The organism is Isoptericola luteus (assembly GCF_020297055.1).
GTDB classification, from domain to species: Bacteria; Actinomycetota; Actinomycetes; order Actinomycetales; family Cellulomonadaceae; genus Isoptericola; species Isoptericola luteus.
Window position 1 is genome coordinate 112,633 of record NZ_JAIXCQ010000001.1, and the last position, 22,880, is coordinate 135,512.

Annotated in this window: 18 protein-coding genes; 9 read left to right on the forward strand and 9 right to left on the reverse strand. The window is 73.8% G+C overall.

Annotated features, from left to right (window positions below; translation table 11 throughout):
* Positions 1 to 150: 150 nt before the first annotated feature.
* Positions 151 to 1,791 (forward strand): glycoside hydrolase family 10 protein, encoded by a 1,641-nt coding sequence (locus LEP48_RS00545; RefSeq protein WP_225563563.1) that lies wholly within the window; start codon positions 151 to 153, stop codon positions 1,789 to 1,791.
* Between the two features lie 48 nt (positions 1,792 to 1,839).
* Here LEP48_RS00545 and LEP48_RS00550 read toward each other — a convergent pair whose 3' ends face one another.
* Positions 1,840 to 2,217, reverse strand: a complete 378-nt coding sequence (locus LEP48_RS00550; RefSeq protein ID WP_225563564.1) for an ArsR/SmtB family transcription factor — start codon at positions 2,215 to 2,217, stop codon at positions 1,840 to 1,842.
* A gap of 93 nt (positions 2,218 to 2,310) precedes the next feature.
* Here LEP48_RS00550 and LEP48_RS00555 point away from each other — a divergent pair, with 93 nt between their 5' ends.
* Positions 2,311 to 3,729 carry an FAD-dependent oxidoreductase gene (locus tag LEP48_RS00555; RefSeq protein ID WP_225563565.1) on the forward strand — a complete coding sequence of 473 codons (1,419 nt, stop codon included), beginning with the start codon at positions 2,311 to 2,313 and terminating at the stop codon, positions 3,727 to 3,729.
* Between the two features lie 74 nt (positions 3,730 to 3,803).
* Here LEP48_RS00555 and LEP48_RS00560 read toward each other — a convergent pair whose 3' ends face one another.
* Positions 3,804 to 4,223 carry an arsenate reductase ArsC gene (locus tag LEP48_RS00560; protein WP_225563566.1) on the reverse strand — a complete coding sequence of 140 codons (420 nt, stop codon included), beginning with the start codon at positions 4,221 to 4,223 and terminating at the stop codon, positions 3,804 to 3,806.
* Positions 4,224 to 4,381: 158 nt separating this feature from the next.
* Here LEP48_RS00560 and LEP48_RS00565 point away from each other — a divergent pair, with 158 nt between their 5' ends.
* Positions 4,382 to 5,269 carry an oxygenase MpaB family protein gene (locus LEP48_RS00565; RefSeq protein WP_225563567.1) on the forward strand — a complete coding sequence of 296 codons (888 nt, stop codon included), beginning with the start codon at positions 4,382 to 4,384 and terminating at the stop codon, positions 5,267 to 5,269.
* A gap of 19 nt (positions 5,270 to 5,288) precedes the next feature.
* Here LEP48_RS00565 and LEP48_RS00570 read toward each other — a convergent pair whose 3' ends face one another.
* From LEP48_RS00570 to LEP48_RS00580, 3 genes are all read right to left on the reverse strand, one after another.
* Positions 5,289 to 7,325 carry a hypothetical protein gene (locus tag LEP48_RS00570; protein WP_225563568.1) on the reverse strand — a complete coding sequence of 679 codons (2,037 nt, stop codon included), beginning with the start codon at positions 7,323 to 7,325 and terminating at the stop codon, positions 5,289 to 5,291.
* A 94-nt stretch (positions 7,326 to 7,419) separates the two neighbouring features.
* Positions 7,420 to 7,815 carry a YchJ family protein gene (locus tag LEP48_RS00575; protein WP_225563569.1) on the reverse strand — a complete coding sequence of 132 codons (396 nt, stop codon included), beginning with the start codon at positions 7,813 to 7,815 and terminating at the stop codon, positions 7,420 to 7,422.
* 4 nt (positions 7,816 to 7,819) lie between these two features.
* A complete protein-coding gene (locus LEP48_RS00580; protein WP_225563570.1) occupies positions 7,820 to 9,070 on the reverse strand; it encodes an MFS transporter in 1,251 nt (416 codons plus the stop codon).
* Positions 9,071 to 9,130: 60 nt separating this feature from the next.
* Here LEP48_RS00580 and LEP48_RS00585 point away from each other — a divergent pair, with 60 nt between their 5' ends.
* Positions 9,131 to 10,081 carry a coiled-coil domain-containing protein gene (locus tag LEP48_RS00585; RefSeq protein WP_225563571.1) on the forward strand — a complete coding sequence of 317 codons (951 nt, stop codon included), beginning with the start codon at positions 9,131 to 9,133 and terminating at the stop codon, positions 10,079 to 10,081.
* A gap of 242 nt (positions 10,082 to 10,323) precedes the next feature.
* On the forward strand, positions 10,324 to 11,649 hold the full coding sequence (locus LEP48_RS00590) for a serine hydrolase domain-containing protein (RefSeq protein WP_225563572.1): 1,326 nt from the start codon (positions 10,324 to 10,326) through the stop codon (positions 11,647 to 11,649).
* A gap of 125 nt (positions 11,650 to 11,774) precedes the next feature.
* On the opposite strand, the gene LEP48_RS00595 is transcribed toward LEP48_RS00590, so the two are convergent.
* Together LEP48_RS00595 and LEP48_RS00600 are read right to left on the reverse strand one after the other, a co-directional pair.
* Complete coding sequence (locus LEP48_RS00595; protein WP_225563573.1) at positions 11,775 to 13,451, reverse strand: glycoside hydrolase family 53 protein; 1,677 nt, start codon at positions 13,449 to 13,451, stop codon at positions 11,775 to 11,777.
* 82 nt (positions 13,452 to 13,533) lie between these two features.
* Entirely contained in the window at positions 13,534 to 15,645 is a 2,112-nt protein-coding gene (locus LEP48_RS00600; RefSeq protein WP_225563574.1) for a beta-galactosidase, read from the reverse strand.
* A gap of 226 nt (positions 15,646 to 15,871) precedes the next feature.
* Between LEP48_RS00600 and LEP48_RS00605 the strand changes: the two genes are divergently transcribed.
* From LEP48_RS00605 to LEP48_RS00620, 4 genes are all read left to right on the forward strand, one after another.
* Complete coding sequence (locus LEP48_RS00605) at positions 15,872 to 17,194, forward strand: ABC transporter substrate-binding protein (RefSeq protein WP_225563575.1); 1,323 nt, start codon at positions 15,872 to 15,874, stop codon at positions 17,192 to 17,194.
* Positions 17,195 to 17,261: 67 nt separating this feature from the next.
* Positions 17,262 to 18,245, forward strand: a complete 984-nt coding sequence (locus tag LEP48_RS00610; protein ID WP_225563576.1) for a carbohydrate ABC transporter permease — start codon at positions 17,262 to 17,264, stop codon at positions 18,243 to 18,245.
* Between the two features lie 2 nt (positions 18,246 to 18,247).
* Positions 18,248 to 19,186 (forward strand): carbohydrate ABC transporter permease, encoded by a 939-nt coding sequence (locus tag LEP48_RS00615; RefSeq protein ID WP_225563577.1) that lies wholly within the window; start codon positions 18,248 to 18,250, stop codon positions 19,184 to 19,186.
* Positions 19,187 to 19,224: 38 nt separating this feature from the next.
* The gene (locus LEP48_RS00620; RefSeq protein WP_225563578.1) at positions 19,225 to 20,241 is read left to right on the forward strand and encodes a LacI family DNA-binding transcriptional regulator; all 1,017 of its coding nucleotides are present in this window, start codon (positions 19,225 to 19,227) and stop codon (positions 20,239 to 20,241) included.
* Between the two features lie 28 nt (positions 20,242 to 20,269).
* Here the strand turns inward: LEP48_RS00620 and LEP48_RS00625 are convergent, their stop codons facing one another.
* Together LEP48_RS00625 and LEP48_RS00630 are read right to left on the reverse strand one after the other, a co-directional pair.
* Complete coding sequence (locus LEP48_RS00625; RefSeq protein ID WP_225563579.1) at positions 20,270 to 22,486, reverse strand: hypothetical protein; 2,217 nt, start codon at positions 22,484 to 22,486, stop codon at positions 20,270 to 20,272.
* Entirely contained in the window at positions 22,483 to 22,797 is a 315-nt protein-coding gene (locus LEP48_RS00630; RefSeq protein ID WP_225563580.1) for a hypothetical protein, read from the reverse strand. Before LEP48_RS00630 ends, LEP48_RS00625 begins: the two co-directional genes overlap by 4 nt.
* Between the last annotated feature and the right edge of the window lie 83 nt (positions 22,798 to 22,880).

The window sequence follows — 22,880 nt, forward strand, 5'->3', positions numbered from 1 at the left end:
GCCGCGTTCGCCTGACGAACGAAACGTTTAGGCAGGTCGGGATCTTCGAAAACGATTGCGAAGTCCTTCGGGGGCCGTTAGCGTCGCCGTCGAAATCCTTTTCGAAAGGGAGCCGACGAGGGCTCCTCCCGCCGAGGAACAGGATCAATGATGACCCGAGCACTGTCCCCGCGAACCAGGAACCGACGGAGGGCCGGCGCGCTCGCCACCCTCGCCGCCGTGGTGGTCACCACCGGCATCGGCATCAGCTCGGCCCAGGCGGCCGGCTCCACCCTGCAGGACGCCGCCGCCGAGTCCGACCGCTATTTCGGCACCGCGATCGCGGGCAGCCGACTCTCTGACACGCAGTACACCACCATCGCGAACCGTGAGTTCAACATGATCACGGCCGAGAACGAGATGAAGATGGACGCGACGGAACCGTCGCAGAACCAGTTCAACTACAGCAGCGGCGACCAGATCGTGAACTGGGCGATCGGCAACGGGAAGCAGGTCCGCGGGCACGCGCTCGCGTGGCACTCCCAGCAGCCGGGCTGGATGCAGAACATGGAGGGGTCGCAGCTCCGCCAGGCGATGCTCAACCACGTCACCAACGTCGCAACCCACTACCGGGGCAAGATCCACTCCTGGGACGTGGTGAACGAGGCCTTCGCCGACGGCTCGTCCGGGGGTCGTCGTGACTCCAACCTGCAGCGCACCGGCAACGACTGGATCGAGGCGGCCTTCCGTGCCGCCCGCGCCGCCGACCCGAACGCGCAGCTCTGCTACAACGACTACAACACCGACAACTGGAGCCACGCCAAGACGCAGGGCGTGTACAACATGGTCCGGGACTTCAAGTCCCGCGGCGTGCCGATCGACTGCGTCGGGTTCCAGGCCCACTTCAACTCGGGCAACCCGGTGCCGAGCAACTACCACGAGACCCTGCAGAACTTCGCCGACCTGGGGGTGGACGTCCAGATCACCGAGCTCGACATCGAGGGGTCCGGCACCTCGCAGGCCGAGCAGTACCGCGGCGTGGTGCAGGCGTGCATGGCCGTCGCCCGCTGCCAGGGCATCACGGTCTGGGGCGTGCGCGACTCCGACTCGTGGCGGGCGTCGGGTACCCCGCTGCTGTTCGACGGCAACGGCAACAAGAAGGCTGCCTACCAGTACGTGCTCGACCAGCTCAACGAGGCTGACGGCGGTGGCGACGACGGTGGTGGCGACGACGGTGGTGGCGACGACGGCGGCACCGACCCGGGCGACGGCACCTGCTCGGTCTCGGTCGTGCCCGGCGACTCCTGGGGCGACCGGTTCAACACCACGTTCGTGGTCAGCGGTGCCGACGAGTGGGTCGTGACCATCCGGACCGGGTCCGGCCAGTCCCTCCAGAACTCGTGGAACGCAAGCGTCGCGGGGACGAGCGGGACGCTCACGGCCACGCCCGACGGCAACGGCAACAGCTTCGGGATCACCCTGTACTCCAACGGCAACACCGCCACCCCGACCGCCAGCTGCTCGTCGGCCTCCGGCGGCGACCCGTCCGACGCGTGCAGCGTCACCGTGACGAAGAGCCAGGAGTGGGGCGACCGGTTCAACGTCGCCCTCGCCGTGTCCGGCAGCTCGGACTGGCGCGTCTCGATCCGCCTCAACGGGTCGCAGAGCCTGCAGAACTCGTGGAACGCCTCGGTGTCGGGCTCCACGGGAACCCTCACGGCCACCCCCAACGGCAACGGTGACAGCTTTGGCATCACCCTCTACTCGAACGGGTCGACCGCGCTGCCCACGGCCACCTGCACCACGGCCTGACGGCCTGGCTCGGAGCACCCTCGGATCGGCGGTCCGGGTGGATCCGGGTCAGGCGTCGAGGCCGGTGGCCGTCGAGAGGGATGCGACGAGCCCGGCGAGGGCGCCCGGCGCCAGAGAGAAGTAGGCCCAGCGGCCACGCTGCTCGCGCTCCAGCAGTCCGGCCTCGACCAGGACCTTGAGGTGGTGGCTGACGGTGGGCTGCGACAGTCCGACGGGCTCGGTGAGGTCGCAGACACAGGCCTCGGCGCCAGGCTGGGTGGCGACGATCGCGAGTAGCTGGACGCGTGCGGGGTCACCCAGGGCCTTGAACGACCGGGCGAGCTCCTGCGCCACGCCGGGCTCGACGGCCTGGGTGAGCGCCGGCGCGCAGCAGCCGCCGTCCGCGGGTGCGGCGAGAGGCAGTGGTGCGGGCGCGGTCGTCGTCATGACCTCATCCTCGCATAGATTGACAACCATCGATAGGTGGTTCAGGATCGCCGTATCGATAGACATCGATGGTTCTCGATACGAGGAGTGGTGATGAGCGAGGTTGCTCGGAACGACCTGCCCGTGGTCGTCATCGGCGCGGGCCCGGTGGGCCTGGCTGCGGCGGCACACCTGCTGGAACGCGGTCTCGAGCCGCTGGTGCTGGAAGCCGGCGGCCGGGCCGGGGCGGCGATCGCGTCGTGGGGCCACGTCCGCCTGTTCTCCCCGTGGCGGTACGACATCGACGTCGCCGCGCGGCGGCTCCTCGAGCACACGGGCTGGACCGAGCCCGATCTCGACGCGCTGCCGACCGGCCACGAGCTCGTCGAGGGCTACCTCGCCCCCCTGGCCGCGACCGAGCAGATCGCCTCCCGGCTGCGGACGGGCACGCGCGTCCTGGCGGTGGCCCGGGACGGCGCGGACAAGACGAGGTCGCTGGGTCGCGAGCGGCGCGGGTACCGGGTGCGCACCGTCGACGAGACCGGCCGTGTCACGGACGTGCTGGCCCGCGCGGTGATCGACGCCTCGGGCACGTACTCGACGTCGAACCCGCTGGGGGTCAGCGGCCTGCCCGCGGCCGGCGAACCGGCGGCGTCCCCCTTCGTCACCGGCCCGCTGCCCGACGTCCTCGGCAGCGCCCGCGACCGGTTCGCCGGGAAGCACACGCTCGTGGTGGGCATGGGGCACTCGGCGGCGAACACGCTGCTGAGCCTCGTCCAGCTCGCGGAGGCGGTGCCGGGCACCACGATCACCTGGGCGATCCGCGGCGGCTCCGCGAGGCGCCTGTTCGGCGGCGGCACCGACGACGAGCTGCCCGCCCGCGGCCTGCTCGGCACCCGGCTCAAGGACGCCGTCGACGCCGGTCGACTCCGGCTGCTGACCAGGGTCTCCCTGGAGCAGCTCGTCCCCGGGCCGGAGTCGGTCCAGGTGCTCGGCACGGCCAAGGACGAGCCGCTGGCGCTCGACGTGCACGCGATCGTCAACGCCACCGGGTTCCGTCCCGACGTCGACATGCTGCGGGAGGTCCGTCTCGACCTCGACCCCGTCGTCGAGGCGCCGACCGCGCTCGCGCCCCTCATCGACCCGAACCAGCACTCGTGCGGCACCGTGCCGCCGCACGGCGAGGCGGTGCTGCGCCACCCGGACGACGGCTTCTACCTGGTGGGCATGAAGTCCTACGGTCGCGCGCCCACGTTCCTGCTGGCCACCGGCTACGAGCAGGTGCGCTCCGTGGTCGCGGCGCTCGCCGGGGACCGGGCGGCGGCAGACGCCGTCGAGCTGAGCCTGCCTGCCACCGGGGTGTGCTCCAGCGACCTGGCGCTCGACGCGGACGGCGAGTCCGGGGCGGGGTCGTGCTGCGGCACCGCACCGGCGGAGCCGCAGCTGGTCACGCTGGGGGTCGGCGCACCCGCGGGCCTCGGGTTCGCGACCGGTGTGGCGCACGGCCGGTCGGGCGACACCGACGACGCGTGAGCCGATGACGCACGACGGGCCGCACCCTCGACGGGTCGCGGCCCGTCACGCGTCGGGGCGTGGGACGGTGCGGGTCAGGCCACCGGCTCGACGCCGAGGGACGTGAGCAGCCCGCGCACGCGTCGCTCGATCTCGTCGCGGATGGGGCGCACGGCGTCGATGCCCTGCCCGGCGGGGTCGTCGAGCTGCCAGTCCTCGTAGCGCTTGCCGGGGAAGATCGGGCAGGCGTCGCCGCAGCCCATGGTGATGACCACGTCGGAGGCCTGCACGGCCTCGGTGGTGAGCACCTTGGGCTGCTCGGCGGTGATGTCGATCCCCGCCTCGGCCATCGCCTCGACGGCGACGGGGTTGATCTGCTCGGCGGGCATCGAGCCGGCCGAGCGGACCTCCACCGCGCCGCCGGACAGGTCGCGCAGGAACCCGGCGGCCATCTGGGACCGGCCGGCGTTGTGGACGCAGACGAACAGGGCGGACGGCGTGTCCGTGGGGGTCATGGGGGTCTCCGTCAGGGCAGGGGGTGGGCAGGCCGCGGTCGGCGGGCCGGTCGAGAGCATATTGACACATGTCGATGCGGTCGTGGCGGCCGTGTCATCACCTGCCGCCGTGCCTGGTGCCCTGCCTGCGGCGCCGCGCAGCGGGTCATACTGGCGGGATGACGGTGGTCACCAACCCGGTGGAGCAGGTGCGCGTGCGGCTGGGCGACGCCCTGTTCCTCAAGGTTGCGGGGCCGGACGGGCACGCGTCACGCGATCGCATCCACCTCACCCCCGGCCCGCGCTGGTTCGCCCCCGACAGCCCCATCGGGCGGGTCCACGGCGACGCGGCGATGTTCGTCGGCGGCCTGCGCGCGCTGCTGCTGCAGTCGCTGCACCCGCTGGCGATGGCGGGCGTGGCCGGGCACTCGGGATACCGCGGCGACCCGTGGGGGAGGCTGGCGCGCACCTCGACGTTCCTCGCCACCACGACGTTCGCCACCGCCGACGACGCGCAGCAGATGGTCGACCGCGTCCGCGCCGTGCACGACCGCGTGCGCGGGAAGGCGCCCGACGGCCGCCCCTACCGCGCGAGCGACCCCCACCTGCTGAGCTGGGTGCACGCCGCGGAGGCCGACTCCTTCCTCGCCGCGCACCAGCGGTACGGCGAGCGCCCGCTCAGCGCCCGCGACGCCGACGAGTACCTCGCGCAGTCGGCGCGCGTCGCCCGCGCGCTCGGTGCCGTCGTCGTGCCGGAGTCCGTGCCGGAGCTGCGGGACGTCCTCGAGGCCTACCGCCCGGAGCTCGAGGCGTCCCCCGCCGCGCTGGACACCGCGCACTTCCTGCTGCGCGAGCCCCCGCTGCCGGGACCGGCGCGCGGCCCGTACGGGTTGCTCGCCGCCGGCGCGGTGCGGCTGCTGCCGCCCTGGGCGCGCGACCAGCTCGACGTCGACACCCGGTTCTCCCGCGCGCTGGGCGGGCCCGCCGGGGGCGTGGCCGTCCGCGCCGTCCGCTGGGGCATGGGGACGTCGGAACGACGCCGCGGCCGGGCCCGACTATCGGCCTGACGGTCCGCGTCGCCGGGCTTCAGGGCTCGACGTCGTCGTGCAGCACCACGCGGGACAGCTCGACGGTGCCGTCGGGCAGCTTCCAGTAGTGCAGGCGCCGCGCCTGCGGGGAGTTGACCTGAAGCGACACCCGCCAGCACCCGGCGCCGTCGTCGCGCGTGCGCTGCGGGGTACCGCCCCCGTCGCTGGTGCGCAGCTGGTGCAGCTGCAGCCCGCCGACGTCGCGGTCGCGTCCCGTCACGACGTGCACCACCGTCTCGACGACCTTGCGCCGGCTCACGCCGTCCAGCCCGAGCGAGTCGAGGAACCGCGGCCCCAGCGTGTACCTGCCGAGCGGGAGCGCCGCCTTCTCACCCGCCACGACGGTCCGCACCCACGCGTCGTAGATCTCGTGGCGGAACTGGTCCGCCGGGTCGGTGAACCACGGGCCGTCGACGGTGACGGCGTCGCCGTGTTCGCGCTGCGCCTGCTGCCGCCGCTTGTCGGCGAGGCGGTACTTCTTCTTCTGCTCCCGCACCTGGTTCTCCAGCCTCTCCACCTGGCCGCGCAGATGCTGGATCTCCGCGAGCAGGTGTGTGCCCTCCTTCGCGAGCTGCGTCGCACGAAGCCCGGCGTCCATCGACTCCTGCTCGGCGCGCGCCGCCCGAGCCCGCGCCTCCGCGAGCGCGAGCTGGGCGTCCTGGAGCGCCTTCTTGCTCGTCCCGGGCTGCCCGTCGCCCGAGGGCGCCGCCGGGGCGAAGGGGCCAGGGTGGGCCGCGGCGGGACGCGGCATCGTCGGGTGCGTGCCGCGGGCCCGCTGCGCCAGGTGCGCCGGGGAGGGGATGGTGGGCGGCGGGGGCGCCGTCGTCGCCGGCACGATCGGGCCCAGCCCGAGGTCGGGTGTCCCGGCCGTCCCGCCGACGTGACCGTCCACAGGGCCCGCCTCGGCTGACAGGCTCCCGGCCGCCTCGGAGACGGCCGCCTCGGAGACGGCCGCCGTGGAGACAGCCGGCTCCGGCGCGCTCGGCGCCGGTGCCGGAACCAGCCACGGCGGCCCGCCCGCCAGCAATGCCAGCGCGGGGACGGGCACGTCGTCGGCGTCGTCGACGTCGTCGAGCCGCACCGCGAGCCCACCGGGGCTGGCGACGGTCCGCGCGAGGACCACCTCGCCGGGACTGAACAGGTCGTCGAGGTGGTCCAGGTCGTTCCCCGTGACGAGCCCGCGCGGCACGCGGCACCCGAAGCGCGGGGCGAGCTCGACGGTCACGGCGTCCCGCTCGGCCTCGCGGACCCGCACGAGGACGACGTCGCCCACCCGGTACGCGCTCTGCACCAGACGCCGGGACGCCTCGTCGTCGGGCAGGGATGGCCGCAGGTCGAGCAGTCGCGCACCCCTGTCGACCACGCCCCGCACCCGTTGACCGGGCGTGACGACCTGCGTCAGCGGGATCCCGGCGACGGTGAGCTCCTCCGCGACCGCGACCTGGCCGCCGTCGTCCAGGTCCACCAGTCCGCGCCCCCCGACGACGCCGCGCACCGTGCCCGTGGCGTCCGCGGCCGTCGCCTCGCCGTCGGACGTGCCGACGAGGCCGGCGCGGAGGGCGGCGGCCAGGACGTCGTGCACCAGCAGCTCACGGACCCGCTCGCCGTCGGTGGCGGTGTACGCGAAGCGCAGCCGTGAGCGGTACGGGTCGCTCGTCCAGTCGAGCTCGACGCCGTACACGCGTGACGCCCCGCCGTACACCTGGGTACGCGGCGGCATCGTCTCCGAGAACGCCCACGACGTGTCGCCCGTGGGTACCAGCACGACCTCGGCGAGGTCACCGACCTCGGCCTTGAGCGCGTCCACGTCGACGTACGGGCCGTCGCCCTGGACGGGCGTGGAGACGACGGCCACGGGCCATCGGCGTCCGGGCGTCAGCAGTGCGGCGGCGAGCTCGTGCGCCTCGGCGCGGGTCACGACCTGCACCACACCTGCCGGCGGCCGCGACGGCGTGGTGCTCGGACGGGCCGCGACCGCGCCCGGCACCTGCGCGAGCCCGTGGCGCTGCTCGCGGGCGCGGTGGCGCTTGGGCACGTCGTCCTCCCGAGGTCGGAGAGTCGACCTTACCTACCGGGGTGCACCGAGAGCGGGGACGCGGCCGGGGCGGCACGGACGTCGAGTGCCGGGGTCACGGCGCGACGTCGCCGTCGACGTAGGACCAGCGCCTGTCTGAGCGGACGAACCGGCTCACCTCGTGCAGGCGCCCCCGCTCCCGGCTGGCCGTGTCGCGGAACCGGGCGACGAACTCGACCTCGCCCGCGTCGTCGAACGGGCCGCCCGCGCGGGTGGCCAGGATGTCGAGCCCGCGCCACTCCTGGTGCGGGTCGAGCTCCAGCGACCGCGGCCTGGTGTCGGCGTGCCACGTGTCGCGCAGGTAGGCAGTGTCCCCGAAGGCGAACGCGCTGTAGCGCGAGCGCATCAGCGCCTCCGCGGTGGGCGCGGTGCGCTCCCCGCGGTGCAGCGGGCCGCAGCACGCGCCGTACGTGTCGCCGGAGGAACAGGGGCAGCGCTCGGTGTCGTCCACGCCCTCAGGATGACCGGTCGGCGGCGGTCGCGGGAGCGACGACACCCGTCAGCGGCGGGCTGAACCGTTCCTCGGCGAGCACGAGCAGCAGCGCCAGCAGCACCATGCCGGCGCTCACGAGCGGCACGGGTCGCACGCCGACGGCGGCGACCAGCGCCGCGCCCAGCCCGGACCCGGCGGCGATGCCGAGGTTGAACAGCGACGACGACACCGCCATCCCCATGGTCGTGGACCGGGGCGCCACGAGCATCACCCGGTGCGACAGCACGGGCGGGACGGTCGAGAACGCGAACCCGAACAGCGCGAGCGACGCGACCGCCCCCACCGGGTTCTCGCCGACCGCCCACATCGAGGTCGGGGCGACGACCAGCAGCACCGTCGCCGCGACGAGCACGCCCACGGGACGGGAGTCGATGAACCGCCCGACGACGACGGCGCCGACCACGCCCGCCGCGCCCTGAAGGAGCAGCAGCCGGGGCATGTCCGCCTGCGCGAACCCGGCGACGTCGATGAGGTACTGCGTGACGAACGTGATGACCCCGAACGCGCCGGTGACGACGAGCACCGTCGTGACCATCTGGAAGCCGAACCGGCGGGTGCTGGGGTGCGGGGCGGTGCTCGCGCCGCCCGACGCGGGCGGGATGGTGGGGAACAGCATCAGGACGACGACCGTCACCACGAGGGACAGGGCCGCGACGGCGAGGAACGTCCACCGCCACGACGTGTGCTCGCCCAGCCAGGTGCCCGCGGGCACGCCGAGCACCGGCGCGAGCGAGTTGCCGATGGCGAGCCGGGCCATCACCTTGCCGCGCACGATCGGGCGGAACAGCCCGGTGGTCGCGGGCACGACGGCGACCCAGAAGAGCGCCTGCGCCGCCGCGGTCACGAGCCGTGCGGTGAGCACCTGCTCGTAGCTGGGCGCGATCGCCGCCCAGAGCGTCGAGACGGCGGCCAGCCCCGCGCACGCGGAGAGCACCCAGCGACGCGGCACGGCGCGCGTCCAGTGCGCCAGCGGCACGGACGCGACGAGCACCACCAGCGCGTACCCGGTGACGAGCAGGCCGATCTCGGACGTGGAGCGCGCCAGGTCGGGCGCCATGAGCGTCAGCAGGCCGGACGGTAGCGACTCGACCGTGACGAACAGGAAGGTCGAGAGCGCCATCGCGACGAGGATGATCGTGGCGCGGCGCTCGTCCACCGGCGGGACGGTGACGGCGGGCAGGGAGGGCCGGCTCGGCGGCGGGGCGTCGGTCATAGGGATCGAATCGATTCTAGTCGTCGCGCCGTGAGCCGTCCCGCCCTTTACGCTCGGGGGGTGCCCACGCTGCTCGAGGTCGCCGCGGAGCTCTACGGACTGGACCCGGGCGCGTTCGTGCCCGCTCGCGACGCGCGCGTGCGCGAGCTCCGTACGGCGGGCGACGGCGAGCTCGCGCTGCGCGTCCGCGGGCTGCGCAAGCCCTCGACGTCGGCATGGGTGGTGAACCTGCTCGTGCGCTCGGAGCCGGACGACGTCGCCGAGGTGACGGCGCTCGGCGCCGCGTTCCGCGAGGCGCAGGCGGGCATGGACCGCGAGCGCCTGCGCGAGCTGACGGCACGGCGCCGCCACCTGGTCGCCGTCGTCACCGCGCGGGCTCGGGACCTCGCGCACGAGCGTGGGACGAGCGTGTCCGACGCGGTCGCGACGCAGGTCGAGTCCTGCCTCACGGCCGCGATGATCGACGACGACGCCGCACGCGCCGTGCGCAGCGGCCTCCTGGTGGGGGCGATCGAGGCCACCGGGTGGGGACCGGCCGAGGTCGCGTCTGCGGTGGCCGTCCCGGACGAGCTCGGCCTCGCCGAGACGCAGGCCGGCCACGACGTGTCGCCCGGCTCGGGACGGCACCTGCACGCGGTCCCCGACGCGCCGTCGTCCGGTGGTGCCAGCCCCGCCAGGGCGACGCGGCGCGGCCGGGAGAAGGAGGACCGCGCGGCCGCCGTCGAGCAGGCGAGGGCCGAGGCCACCGAGGCGGCCGACGACGTGCGGGCCGCGGAGGGCGAGCGCGACGCGGCGCAGGCCGAGGTGGGGCGCATCGAGGCTCTGGCGCTGCGGGTGGACGCCGAGCGCGACGTCGCCCGCCGGCGCCTGGACGAGCTGGACGCCGAGGCCGGCGCCGTCGACGCGGAGCTCAGCGGCGCCGTGCAGAGCCGCAAGCGGGCCGAGCGCACCCTCGCCGACGCCGTGCGCCGTCGCGACGAGGCCGCCGCCCGCTTCCGCGACCTCACCTGACCCCGAACCGAGTTGTCAGGACGAGGTGCACGTCTTTGTGCACGACGCCCTGACAACTACGAGCCGAACCGAGTTGTCAGGGCCAGGTTCATGTCTTTGTGCACGACGCCCTGACAACTCGCGGGGGAGGGGGCCGGGTCCCACGGACGACGGAGCCGGACTCCGTCGGAAGGGGGATCCGCGCGGTGCGGAGGCGGTGCGAGGGTGGTGCGGCCGATCGTTGCCGACAGCAAGGAGAACCCATGCGACGCCGCATGCGCACGACCCTGACCGTCACGACCGCAGCAGCCCTCGCGCTCCCGCTGACCCTCGGGGCCGCCCCGGCGGGAGCGGAGGCGGGCCCCGCGCCCGCCGTCGGTGCCGGGCTGCCGGCGCTGGACGAGGACTCGCAGGCCCTGTCCCGGGCGGTCGAGGCCGCCGTCGAGGAGGCCCGGCAGCAGGCGAGCGCCAGGACGTCCAGCGCCCCGGGCGAGGTACACGCGGGCGACACCCGCGAGGTCCGCAGGGCGCTGGACCAGGCGCTCGAGGACACGGTCGCCGGCGTCCCCGTCGGCGTCGTCGCCCGCGTCGACGCACCCGGCCTGCACTGGCGCGGGGCGGACGGGAAGCGCGAGCGGGGCAGGCGTGCGCCCGCCCGGCCGCACGACGGGTTCCGCGTGGCCAGCAACACCAAGATGATGATCTCGACGCTCGTGATGCAGGAGGTCGAGAAGGGCACGTGGGCCCTTGACACCCCCGTGACGGACGCCGTGCCGCAGGCGGCCGCCGTGATCCCCGACGAGTACGAGGACCAGGTCACCCTCGAGGCGCTGCTGACGCACCGCTCCGGGCTGCCCGACCACCTGGGACCGTTGGTCGCGGCCCGGATGACCGACCCGGCGGACATCGACGAGTTCTTCGCGGTGCTCGGCGAGGAGTACCCGGTGGCCGACCACCTCGCCGCGATGGACGACCAGCCGTGGCTGTTCGAGCCGGGCAGCGACGTCACCTACTCCAACGCCGGCTACGTGCTGCTCGGCCTGGCGCTGGAGGAGGCCACGGGCTCGAGCGTGGAGCGGCTCCTCGAGAAGCGGATCTTCCGGCCCGCGCGGATGTGGCGCTCCGACTACCCGGACGCGCCGGGCCTGCGCGGACCGTTCCTGCAGGAGTCCGCGTTCACCGGCGACGACGGCGCGGGCTGGTACTCGCTGAAGCACTTCGACCCGACCGGGTTCGGCGCCGCCGGCGCCGTCACGAGCACCACGGCGGACCTGGGGCGCTTCACCGAGGCGCTCGTCACGGGTGACCTGGTGGAGCCGGAGACCGTCACGGACATGCTCACGCCGCGCACCGTCGGCAGCGACGTCCTGCCCGACTACGGCCTCGGCGTCTACCGCCTGCCCGACCCGTGCCAGGAGGGTGCGTGGCTGTACGGGCACGACGGCGCGTCGTACGGGACGTTCAGCATCACCCTGACCTCCCCGGACGCCGAGCGTCAGGTGACCGTGGCGCTCACGGGCCGGGACTACACGACCCTCCCGTCGGACCTCATGACGGCTCTGGTGCCGGCGCTGCTCGCCACGTGCTGACGGAGCCCTGACGGAGCCCTGACAGAGCCCTGACAGAGCCCTGACAGAGCCGGCGGCGCGCACGGACGCGAGCCGTCAGGTCCACGTGCACGTCTCCGTGAACGTGGACCTGACGGCTCGGCGGGTCACGGGGCCAGAGCGGCAGCGACGGGCCCGAGCAGCCGGCCGTCATGGTCGAACACGGCCTGGTTCTCCCACGCGTTGCCGGACGTCGGGTCCTCGGGGTCCCAGCCGTTGCCCTCCACGGCCGTCCAGGCCGGCTCCCAGTAGACGGCGCCCCGCCCGCGCTTGCCGGGAGCCGCGGCCACGACGTCCTGCACCGCCCGGAACGCGGCCGCCTGACCCTCGGGCGTCGCGGGGTATCCGGCCACGAGCTCGGACTCGAGGTCGATGACGTTCTCCCAGGCGGGCTCGTCGTCCGCCAGCGTGAACGGGTACGCCGTCTCGACCACGAGCACGTCACGGTCGTACCGCGCGGACAGGGTGCTCACCGCGGTCTGCAGGTCGGCCAGCGAGCCGTGCCAGTAGCCGTAGTAGCTCAGCCCCACGACGTCGAACGGGACCCCGCGAGCCGTCACCTCGTCGAACCACCAGGTCAGCGACCCGATCCCGTTGTTGATGTTCGTCAGGTGCAGGATCGTCTCCGTGCCCGGGGAGATCTCCTTCACCGCGTCGTGGCCCGCCGTGAGGAACCCGGCGAGGGTGTCCCACTGCGCCCCGTCGACGCCGTCGCCCGCCGCGACGTCCCACGTCTGGCCGTACGGCCACAGCATGCCCGGGTTGATCTCGTTGCCCACCTGCGCGTACGCGACGTCGACGCCGGCATCGACGAGGGCGCTCATCACCTCGCGGGTGTGGTCGGCGAGCTGTGCCGTCATCCCCTCGACGCTCGACGCCGCCCACGCGGCCGGCACCCCCTGCGCGCCCGGGTCGGTCCAGCGGTCGGAGTAGTGGAAGTCGACCATGACGTCCATGCCCGCGGCCTGGATGCGCCGCGCCGCGGCGACGACGTGCGTCACCTCGTTGTACCCGTCGGCCGGGTCCACCCAGACCTTGAGGCGGCCCAGGTTCATGCCGTGGTCCGCGAGGATCTCGACCGCGTCGCCCGGCGAGCCGTCGACGTCGGCGTACGTGGCGCCGTGGTCCTCGTTCTTCGCCAGCCCCGACAGGTCGCCGCCGCGGACGTCGCGCGTCACGCGGCCTCGCTCGACCGCGACGTCGTCCACGCTCGCCCACGCCCCGCCGTCCGGGTCGGACGTCGTGACCCGGACGGCGCACGCACCCCCGGTGGAGTACGCCGACGCCGTCACCCGCACCCACGCGTCGTCCTGCAGCGTCTGCGGCAGGGTGACCGACCCGTGCGACGCCGCCGTCCGGCCGGTCTCGCCGGGCCTGCGGGGCTGGGTGTGCCGGCCCTGGTGCCCGTGGCCTCGGGGGTGCCGCTCGCCCGCGCACTCCAGCGCCAGCATCGTCGCCCCCAGCCCGCCGGACTTCACCCAGGCGCTCGCGGTCCACCACCCGGTGCGCAGGCCGGTCACCCGCTGCGAGGTGGTGACGTCGTACGGGTCGGCCGCCCAGTGGGTGAGGCGTCCGGGTTCCGTGCGGCCGTCGGCCTCGACCTTTGCCGCGGCGCGGTCCCCGGTCACCTCCCAGCCACGGAGGCCGTCCGTGAAACCGGCGTTGGTCAGCGTCACCGGGGGGCGCCGGTGGGCCTCGGCCCCGGGCGCCGTCGGGACGGAGGTCGCCGCGAGTGCTCCCGCGGCGACGAGGGCCAGCGCGGCCCGCCCTGCGGGTCCAGACATCGTCGTCCTTCCGTTCGGGTCTCGAGCTGTCAGGCCGGCGGCCACGTCGTCCTGCGCGCGGGCCCGACAGCTCCTGGGGTGGTCACCCGGCGGTGCGCAGCACGCGCGCCCCGCCCGCCGGGATCACCACGGCACCGGAGACGGCGTCCCCGGTGAGCAGGTCGGTGGTGCCGGGCGCGACGTCGGGCAGCTTCGCGTCGTCGCCCGCGTGGTTGATCGCCACCGTGTACACCACGGCTGCGCCGTCCTCGCCCGCGCCCGTCCTGCGCACCACCTCGAGCTCTGCGGGCAGGCCCGACGACGCCAGGCCGGCGTCGGCGTAGACGGGCGCCATCAGTGCGGCGAGCGCGTCGACGTCGAGCCGTGTCGAGACGTACCAGCCGGTGCCCGCGCCGAGGCGGTGGCGCGTCACCGCCACGCCGCCGGGCTTCGGCCCGCCGTCGTAGGTGGCGACGACGTCGGCGCCCTCGAGGGCGACGTCGTCCGCCCACACCGTGCCCGGCACGACGTCGTCCCCGAGGCCGACGACGCCCAGCGACTCGCCCTCGCGCAGCGGGAGGAACTCCTCGACCGTGAGCCCCAGCGCGTGGCGCAGCGGGGCACCGAACCCGCCGTCGTGCACGGCGTCGTGCTCGTCGACGACGGCGCCGAAGTAGCTCACGAGCAGCGTGCCGCCACCCTCGACGTACCGCGTGAGGTTGTCCGCCGCCACGGTCGTGAGCAGGTACGACGCGGGCGCGACCACGAGCCGGTAGCCCGACAGGTCCTGGGCGGGGTGCGCCATGTCGACGGTGAGGCCGTCGCGCCACAGCCGGTCGTAGAACGCCTCGGTGCGCTCACGGTGCGAGGCGTCGACGCTCGGGTGCCACTCGAGGTCCTGCGCCCAGTGCGACTCGTAGTCCCACAGCAGCGCGACGTCGGCCCGCACCCGCGCCCCGCGCACCTCGGCCAGGCGCCCCAGCTCGGCGCCGAGCTCGCACACCTCGCGGAACACCCGGCTGTCCGCCCCGGCGTGCGGGAGCATCGCCGAGTGGAACTTCTCGGCCCCCGACCGGGAGGCCCGCCACTGGAAGAACATGATGCCGTCGGCGCCCCGGCCCAGGTGGGACAGGGCGTTGCGCCGCTCCTCGCCGGGCCTCTTGGCCACGTTGCGCGGCTGCCAGTTCACCGCCGACGACGAGTGCTCGAGCAGGATCCACGGCTTGCCGCCCGCGACCGAGCGGGTCAGGTCGGCGGCCATGGCGAGGCCCACGTGGCCGCGCGGGTCGGCGGCCGTCAGATAGTGGTCGTTCGAGACGACGTCGACCTCACGCCCCCAGGCCCACAGGTCGGTGGACGGGCAGGCGGCCGCCATGAAGTTCGTCGTGACCGGCACGGTGGAGTGTGCCCGGATGGCGTCGCGCTCGGCGACGAAGCACTCGCGCAGCATGGCGTCGGTGAACCGGGCGAAGTCGAGCCGCATCGCCGGGTTGGTCACCGACGGCGAGACCGCGGGGACGCCCACGTGGTCCCACTCGCCGTACACCTGGCCCCAGAACCGGGTGCCCCACGCGGCGTTCAGCGCGTCCAGCGTGCCGTACCGGGCGTGGAGCCACCGGCGCCAGGCGCGCTGCGCGTGCTCCGAGTAGTCGTCCGAGACGGGTGCGCCGTACTCGTTGTGCACGTGCCACAGGGCGAGCGCGGGGTGCGTGCCGTACCGCTCGGCGAGCACGCCCGCGATCCGGGTGGCCGCGCGCCGGTACGCGGGCGACGACGGGGCGGCCATGCCCCGGGACCCGAAGTCGAGCACCGTGCCGTCGCGGGTCACGACGCGCGAGTCCGGGTAGGTGCGGAAGAACCACGCGGGCGGGGACGCCGTCGGCGTGCCGAGCGAGACGCGGATGCCGTTGGCGTGCAGCAGGTCGAGCAGGCGGTCCAGCCACCCGAGGTCGTGCTCGCCCTCGCGGGGCTCCAGCAGCGCCCAGCTGAAGATGCCGACGCTCACCAGGTTGACGCCCGCGGCGCGCATGAGGGCGACGTCCTGCTCCCAGACCTCCTCGGGCCACTGCTCCGGGTTGTAGTCACCGCCGTAGCAGACCTGCTCGACGCCGGGCAGCCAGCCGTCGAAGTCCGGCCCCGGCTGGACCGGCCCCGGCGGGACGTGGCCCACAGGGTGGGACGGCGTGGTGGGCCGGGCGCTCGTGGCGTCGGGCATGGCGTGCTCCTTGCGTCGGTGCTGTGCACTGGCGTCGAGGCAGTGCCGCGGCTGTGCACGATCACAGTCACGGTGAGGGTGCAACGACTAGGTAACACGATGAACGAGCCAGTTGACAATCCCCCGGCATTCGCAACTACTGTGACCGTGCACAGCCCACACCGTCGTGAGCCGCCGCCCGTGATCCCCACGGGCAGCGTGCGATGGTCCTTGACGAGGAGGAGTCATGCGCCTGTCCACAGGCACCCGGATCGCGGCCCTCGCTGCCGCTACCGCGCTGGTCGCGTCCGCCTGTTCCGGCGGCGGTGACGGCGACACGGGCGACGGCGCCGAGGCCGCCGGCCCGGTCGAGCTCACGTTCTGGACGTGGGCGCCGAACATGGAGAAGGTCGTCGACCTCTGGAACGCCGACCACCCCGACGTCCAGGTCACGGTGAACAAGCAGGACGGCGGCGACCCTGCCGTCACCAAGCTCCTCACGGCGATCAAGGCCGGCTCGGGCGCGCCCGACATCATGCAGGCCGAGTACCAGAAGATCCCGCAGCTCGTGTCCGCGGACGCGCTCGCCGACATCTCCGGCACCCTGGGCGACGACGTCGCCGGCCACTTCGCCGACGGCGTCTGGAACGCCGTCACGCTCGGGTCCGACGCCGTGTACGCCGTCCCGCAGGACTCCGGCCCGATGCAGTTCTACTACCGCGCGGACGTCTTCGCCGACCTCGGGATCGACGTGCCGACCACGTGGGACGAGTACGCCGCAGCGGCCGCCACCATCCACGAGAAGGACCCCGAGATGTACCTCGGGACCTTCTCCGCCAACGACGCAGGCTGGTTCACCGGCCTCACGCAGCAGGCGGGCGCCTCCTGGTACGGGATCGACGGCGACGCGTGGGTCGTGGACGTCGACTCCGACGCCACCCGCAAGGTCGCCGAGTACTGGGGCGGCCTCGTCGAGGACGGCGTCATCGACAACAAGCCGATGTACACCCCGGAGTGGAACGCCGCGCTCAACGACGGCACTCAGGTCGGCTGGCTCTCGGCCATCTGGGCGCCCGGCGTGCTGGCCGGCAACGCGGCCGACACGGCCGGCTCGTGGGAGATGGCTCCCATGCCGCAGTGGGACGCGAACGCCCCCGCCACCGGCACGTGGGGCGGCTCCGCGACCGGCGTGACCTCGCAGTCGGAGCACCCGGAGCAGGCTGCCGAGTTCATCACGTGGCTCAACACCGACCCGGCCGCCGTGCAGGCGCTCGTCGACGAGTCGGGCATCTACCCGGCGGACGTGCCCGCGAGCACGGAGGCGCTCTCCGACCCGCCGGAGTTCTTCTCGAACCAGCCGGACTTCTACGAGGTCGCCGCACAGACCGCCGGCACGGTGCAGCCGTTCACCTACGGCCCGAACATCAACGTGGCGTTCTCCGCCTACAACGACGAGTTCGCCAAGGCCACGAAGGCGAAGAAGGCCACGGCATTCGTCGACGCCGTCGAGGCCATGCAGCGGATCACGCTCGACGACCTGAAGAGCTCGGGCTTCAACGTCAGCGAGTGACGCCACGGACCGCCCGGGCCCGCGCCCGGGCGGTCCGCCGTCCTGCACCAACGAGGGGAAGGCTGCGATGACCTCGCCGACCACCACAGCGCCGGCCCGCGCCGGCCGCCCCGCCGTCGCCACGGCGACCCGGACCACGGGTCCGAGCACGTCCGGACGCCGGCGCCTCGCGCCCTGGGGCTTCCTCGCCCCCGCGATCGTCCTGTTCGTCCTGTTCCTCGCCCTGCCCATCGCCTACGCCGTCTACCTGTCGTTCCGCACGGAGAAGGTCAGCGGCCTGGGCCTCGGCGCGGGGGCGCGCACGGAGGTCTGGGCGGGCCTGTCGAACTACGCCTCGGCGCTGGGCGACCCCGAGTTCCTCGCGTCCGTGGGCCGGGTCGCGCTGTACGGCCTCATCGTGGTTCCGACGATGCTCGGCCTCGCGCTGGTGTTCGCCCTGCTGCTCGACGCGAGGCGCTCGCGCGCGACGACGTTCTCGCGGACGGCGATCTTCCTGCCGTACGCGGTGCCCGCGGTGATCTCCTCGCTGCTGTGGGGCTTCCTCTACCTGCCGGGCGTCAGCCCGTTCTACGACGTGTTCGACGCGCTCGGCTGGGACGTGCCCTCGCTCTTCGAGGGCGATCTCGTGATGTTCGCCGTCGCGAACATCGCCGTCTGGGGTGGCACCGGGTTCAACATGATCGTCATCTACACGGCGCTCAAGGCGATCCCGTCCGAGCTCTACGAGGCCGCCGAGCTCGACGGCGCCTCGCAGGTCGCCGTGGCGACGCGGATCAAGGTTCCCATCGTGCTGCCGTCGATCATCATGACGTCCGTCTTCTCGATGATCGCGACGCTGCAGGTGTTCGCGGAGCCCACGACGCTGCGTCCGCTGAGCAACGCGATCTCCACCACGTGGACGCCGCTGATGAAGGTGTACCGCGACGCGTTCACGCGCGGCGACCTGTACTCGGCCGCGGCGACCTCGGTGATCATCGCGGTGGCGACCTTCGTGCTGTCCTTCGGGTTCCTGCGGCTGGTCCAGTCCCGCGCGTTCGGTCAGGAGAAGTGACGATGACGATGCTGTCCAGCCCCTCCGCGGGCCCCGTCCCCGGGGGGTCGGCCGCCGTGCCCGACGGCGAGGGCTCTGTGTCGCGCGGCCGGTCCGGGCGCCGCAGCGCGGGTGAGCGGCCGTCGGCCGTCGCCACCGGGATCCTGCTGCTCGGGGCCCTGTACTGCCTGCTGCCCGTGGTCTGGGTCGTCGTCGCGTCGACCAAGTCCGGCTCGGAGCTGTTCTCGACATTCACGTTCGCGCCGTCCACGCACCTGCTCGACAACGTCGCGGACCTCGACGCCTACCGCGACGGACTGTTCTGGCGGTGGATGGCGAACACCGCGCTCTACGCCGGGGTCGGTGCGCTGCTGTCCACGCTCGTCTCCGCGATGGCCGGCTACGGCCTGGCCAAGTACACGTTCGCCGGCAAGAACACGGTGTTCAACCTGCTGCTGGCCGGGGTCCTCGTCCCTGCGATCGTGCTCGCGATCCCGCAGTACCTGCTGCTCGCCGAGCTGGAGCTCACCAACACGTACTGGTCGGTGCTGCTGCCCAGCATCGTCAGCCCGTACGGCATCTACCTCGCCCGCATCTACGCGGGGGCGTCGGTGCCGGACGAGATCGTCGAGGCGGCCCGCACCGACGGCGCGGGGGAGTCGCGCACGTTCTTCCAGGTGGCGGTACCCATGATGGTGCCCGGCCTGGTGACGGTGTTCCTGTTCCAGTTCGTCGCCATCTGGAACAACTTCATGCTGCCGTACATCATGCTGGGCGACGACCGGCTGTTCCCCATCACGGTGGGCCTGTCCGGCCTGCTCAACCAGGGGGCGTCCCAGCCGGCGCTGTACACGCTCGTCATCACGGGCGCGCTGCTGTCGATCATCCCGCTCGTCGCACTGTTCCTGACGCTGCAGCGGTTCTGGCGGGTGGACCTGGCGGCCGGCGCGGTGAAGTCGTGACCGCCGCCCGACCGCCCCGGGTCAATACACTCACCGGCGTGGAGAGCGAGGACGGGCGGGTGCGGCGGCCGACGATCCGTGACGTGGCCGCGGTGGCGGGCGTGTCCCGGGGCACGGTCTCGCGCGTGATCAACGGCGGGCACTGGGTGTCCCCCGACGCGCGGACCGCGGTGGAGGAGGCGATCCGCACCACCGGGTACCGGGCGAACCCGCACGCCCGCTCGCTCGTGACGGGACGGTCGAACTCGGTCGCGTTCCTGCTCACGGAGCCGCAGCACCTGCTGTTCGAGGACCCGACGTTCTCGCTGCTGCTGCGTGGGGCCACCCACGCCGCGTCGCAGCGGCAGATGCCGATGGTGCTGCTCGTGGCGGGCACCGCCGAGGAACGCCGCAGCGTCGCGCAGTACCTCGAGGCCGGGCACGTGGACGGCGTCCTCCTGATCAGCTCGCACCGCGGCAACCCGATGATGGGCGAGCTGCTGCGCCACGACATCCCCACCGTGGCCTGCGGCGTCCCGCTGGGGTACGAGGGCAAGGTCGGCTACGTCTCCGCGGACGACCGCTCCGGCGGGCGGACCATGACACAGCACCTGCTGGACACGGGGCGTCGTCGCGTCGCGACCATCACCGGGCCGATGGACACGCCCGGTGGTGTGCTGCGGCTCGAGGGCTACCGCGAGGCCCTCGGCGACGCCTACGACCCGGAGCTCGTGGCGCACGGCGACTACTCGCGAGAGAGCGGCCGGCTGGCGATGGCCGAGCTCCTGGAGCGGCGCCCCGACCTGGACGCCGTGTTCGTGCACTCCGACCTCATGGCAGCGGGTGCGCTGGTGACGTTGCAGACCGCCGGCCGGCGGGTGCCGGACGACGTCGCCGTGGGCGGGTTCGACGACTCCGGCGTCGCCGCCCAGCTCCACCCGCCGTTGACCACGATGCATCAGCCGTACGAGCGGATCAGCGCCGAGATGGTGCGCCTGCTGCTCGAGGTCGTCGACGGTCAGGAGCCCGCCGCGATCATCCTGCCCACGCCGCTGGTGGTGCGCGACTCCGCCTGAGGCCGCGAGGCCCTGTCGCGCGTGCGGGTCATCCGCACTCCTGTGCGCCGGGAGCCTGGGACAGGTCGTCGAACGTCGCGTCGAAGTCCCGGCGGAACTGTCCGTGCCGCGGGGCGGGGTCGATGGACTCCGCGCGTCGTGCGGCCTCGTCCGGCGTGAACCCCAGGTCGAGGTCGTGCTCCACGACGGCGTCGTGCAGCCGGGGCGCGTACTGCCCGAGGAGCTCCTCCTTCTGGTTGGCCACCCGGGCGTACGCCTCGTGCAGCGGTGCGTCGGTCTCCAGGGCCGACAGACCGGCGCTCCCGGCGGTCGCGAGGGCGGACTCGACCGTGCCGCGGGCGACCGTGGCCATGCCCAGCCCGGTCCCGGCGAGCGTGACGAGGTTCTCGCGCAGCTCCACCCTGTGGCGTGCGGTGGAGATCGTCTCGGACTGCATGGCGCCGGTGACCGCGCCGACGTCGCTCAGGGTCTCCCGGACCAGCGACGTGCGCGGGCCCGTGTCGACGTCGTGGTCGCCCGACGTCGCGAGGTCGATCATCTGGTCCACGTAGAGGTCTGTCGCGCCGAGCCAGACGTCGGCGGACCGAGGCGTGCGTGAGGAGGCCGTGATGACCTCACGCAGGGCGAACGCGTCGAGCGTCGGCTGGACGGTGGGGGCCGTCAGGCCGGTGCCGGGTGCCAGGCTGAGGTCGTCGTCGACGCCCGGTGCGGGCGGGGGCGCGGGCGCCGGCTCGAAGCAGGTCCGGTTCAGGGATTGTGCCTCGGCGGCGTCGCCCATGCTCGGCAGGTAGGGCAGGTAGGCCATGGCGACCTGGGCGGAGGCCTGGTCGCTCAGTGCTGTGCCGGCGAGCAGCCCGGAGGGCATCTGCGTGGTCGCGTGGGAGACGAGCGACGCGGCCCGGCGCTGGTCGCCCAGGCCCGGTGACGTCGTGCCCTCGCGGACGGCCGCGGCGAACGCCCCGGTCACGGCCGTGCCGCCGTCGGGCCAGCCGCCGCGCACCGGTGTGCCGAGCCACCGCCGGGCGGCGCGCTCGGCCTGCCCGGCGCCGGCGGGAGCCAGGCGGTCGAGGGCGAGGCGGGGATGCCGTGCGTATCCCGCCAGGACGGCGATCGCCGCGGGGGCGATCGCTGCGATCCGGGCATCGTCGAGCGACCCTCGACCGGTGGCCGGCCCGAGGCGGTCCCGGTACGCGTCGAGGGCGTCGCCGGCCCCGGCGAACACGGCCGTGGGCAGGGCGGGGGAGAGCAGCCCGGCGGCGACCTCGGACCGCTCCGTCAGCCCGAGCGGCTGCTCGCCGATCCCCTCGATCACCTCGCGGCCGAACGTGGTGAGCTCCTGGACGGACGCCGTGCCGGCCCACTGCTCGACGCCGCTGCGCAGGGTCGTGGCGAGCGACGAGGCCGGCGCCGGGAACGGGGAGCCAGCGGTGCCGAGCGCGAGAAAGAGCTGGCGCGGTGTCGCCGCGTCCCAGAACACCGCCCAGAACGCGGGGTCGTCGCGGTGCGACCGCAGGAGCGCGACGAGCTGCTCCCGTCGAGCCGCCCGCGCGGCCCCGGTACCGGTGGCCGCGGCCACCAGCACCGTGTGAGCCTGACGGGCCTGGGCCGCGGACGCCTGGTACCCGGGCACGGACAGGCCGAGGTCGCGCGCCGCCCGCAGGGCCCTGACGTCTCCCAACGACACCAGCACGGCCGCCGTCCGGCGCGACGCGTCGGTCTTCGTGTCCCGCGCCCTGCGCCACCGGCCCTCGGCGGCGGCGATGTCGGCACGCGCCGTGGCGAGCCCCCGCTCGGCCGCCAGCGCGCGCAGGTGCACGGCCGAATCGGTGATCGCGCCACCGAGCGCCGGCGAGGTCGCGAGGCCCCCGGTGTTCCACGTGGAACACCGGGCCTCGTCCAGCTCCGCCTGCCAGCGGTGCTCGCGCACGACGGCGGCCGATCGTTCGGCGAGCGCCCGCGCCGCCTCCTGCTGCGCGTCCGCGAGCGCGTCGGCGTGGTGCCGCAGCGCCGACGACGTGGCGCCCAGCACCCCGGCGCACGTGGCCAGCCGCTCGGCCGCGGACGTCAGCCGGTGCCGCGCGGCGCGGACCGCCTCGCCCGCCTGCCCCTCGAGCGCCGTCGCGACCCGGCGCAGGACGTCGTGCGCGTCGTCGAGGGCCGCCGTCGACCGGGCGGCGTCACGGGCTCGATCGGCCAGCGCGACCGGGTCCCCGCTGAGCGGGACGAGCTCGGCGTCGAGCATCACGAGGGGCCGTCGCCGAGCAGCTCCGCGAACCGCGCCGCCGTGAGCGTCTCCGCACCGGAGAACAGCTCGCCGGCGTGCGCGAGCCCGCCCGCCAGCGCGTCGAGCTCCGAGGCGAGCGAGGTGCGCGTGGCCGCCCAGGCCGAGGTCAGGTCCTCCAGGGCCGCGGCGAGCGTCGGGTCGCCGGTGACGGCCGCCGCGACCGACCGTCCACCGGTCCCGAAGGTGTCCGCTGCCGCCAGCGCGGAACCTGCGCCGCGGGCGCGCGAGCTCGCGGTCAGGAGCGTTGTCGTGTCGATGTCGAGGTAGGCCATCCGGTCCCGTCCCGCTGGTCGTCGTCCTGGTTGTCATCGTCGGTGCCGCAGCACCTGCACGACCGTAGCCAGGGCGGACCGGC